The following is a 1897-nucleotide window of genomic DNA, read 5'->3' on the forward strand; positions in this document are numbered from 1 at the left end:
CTCTTTTCAAAACCTTTAATTTCTCTTGTTTCTTCTGCTCCCTTCTTGCCTTATATTTATCCTCATACTCTTTCTGTTTTCCGCTTGCTTTTCGTTTCAGGTAATTTTGATGTAGCTTGTCTTTTCTTTCTTCGATTTTTCTTTCTTCTTCCTCAAGTTTTGATCTTTCTTCTTCGCTTAATTCTTCTTTTGGAACTTCATAATTCCCTATTAAGTTAAAATATATTTCTATCTTTTGCTTTGATGTTTGACTGCCTTTTCTATCCCTTTCATGAATGATAATCTTCTCTACAAATTCATTTATCATTGTGTTTGTGAGTTCATTAAAGTTTTCATAACGACTGATAAGAGATATAAATTTTTTAGCTCTGTCTGTTTCTTTTTCATATCTTGATACCTGCTGCTCCAAATCCTTAATTTCTTTACTTAAAGTTATCTGCTCCGTTTCATATTGGTTATTTAGTATTTCATATCTGCTATTTGGTATTTTGTTAAGGATCATATCTTCATAGATACGACACATCAGTCTTTCTAATTCCTGTAATCTTCCTTTGCTGTCAATAAGCCTTGTGCGTTTCTTTTCTATCTCTATTTTTTCCTTTTCTTCCATTTCATTTTGAATGGAACGGATAAAGGCTTCATTATCTTCATTAAGGTATTTTTTAATATCTTTTAGTGTTTCCCTAATAAGGTTTAAGACCGCTTCTGCTTTTATTCTGTGTGCTGATGGACAAAGTGTGCCACAAGGTGTTTTGGTATAGGCACTGCAAGTGTAATAGGGAATATTCTTATAATTGCTTGTTCTATGAACATACATCTTGCTCCCACAATCTGCACAATGCATTAGTCCTGTGAGTGGGTGATATTCTCCCCAACCGTCAGGATACCTTTTTACATTTCCTCTTATCCTTTGCACATTATCAAAGGTTTCTTGGTCTATGATTGGCTCGTGTGTATTTTCAAAAATAAGCCAGTTATCCTCGGATACATATTTGCTTTTCTTGTCCTTGAAGTGCTTTCTTGTTTTGAAATTGACTGTATGCCCCAAGTATTCCTGTTTCTTTAAAATGCTTGCTATTGTTGAGCTGCACCAACGATAGGGATGTTCAAAGTTTTTGCTTTGATATAGTCCATAGCCTAATTTCTGTTGATGATAGGCGGGTATATCTACTTTTTCACTCTCCAATATCTTTGCTATTCGATACGGACCATTGCCTTGCATGGTCAGGTTAAATATTCGCCTTACTATCTCTGCTGCTTTTTCATCTACTATCCATTTGTTTTTATCTTTTTCATCTTTGATATAGCCATAAGGCGGTGTGCTTGCAGTATGTTTCCCACTTTCGCCTTTTGACCTGAAAGTCGATTGTATTTTTCTTGATGTATCTCTTGCATACCATTCATTCATGATATTTCTAAAGGGAGTAAAATCATCTTCTCTGTAAAAACTATCTACATTATCATTGATAGCGATTAGTCTTACGCCCTTTTGTCTTAGTATCTCCATACATTGACCGACTTTGAGATAATCTCTGCCAAGTCTGCTCATATCTTTTACAATGATACAACCAATATTTCCTTGATTGACTCCGTTCATCATTGCCATAAATCCCGGTCTGTCAAACTGCGTTCCGCTGATTCCGTCATCTGTAAAGTGAATGATGTTTGACAGGTTATTTTTGCTTGCGTATTCTTCCAGTATTTTTTTCTGATTGATGATGGAGTTACTTTCTCCTTGCAGTTCATCATCACGACTTAATCTCTCATAGAGTGCTGTTATCTTTTCAAAATTCCTCATTTTTACCCCCTTTCTCTTAATTTTTCAATAAAAAAAGAATTAAGAAGTACATATTTCACTAAAATAGTGATTAAGTGTTCTCCTTAATTCTATTACTCC

General features: G+C 34.4%; 1 protein-coding gene. It reads right to left on the reverse strand.

Annotated elements, in window-relative coordinates:
* A partial coding sequence (locus tag OCV31_RS09600; RefSeq protein WP_148474675.1) for a recombinase family protein occupies positions 1-1798 on the reverse strand: 1798 nt, incomplete at its 3' end.
* Between the last annotated feature and the right edge of the window lie 99 nt (positions 1799-1897).

Source organism: Aedoeadaptatus acetigenes (assembly GCF_025566985.1).
GTDB classification, from domain to species: Bacteria; Bacillota; Clostridia; order Tissierellales; family Peptoniphilaceae; genus Aedoeadaptatus; species Aedoeadaptatus acetigenes.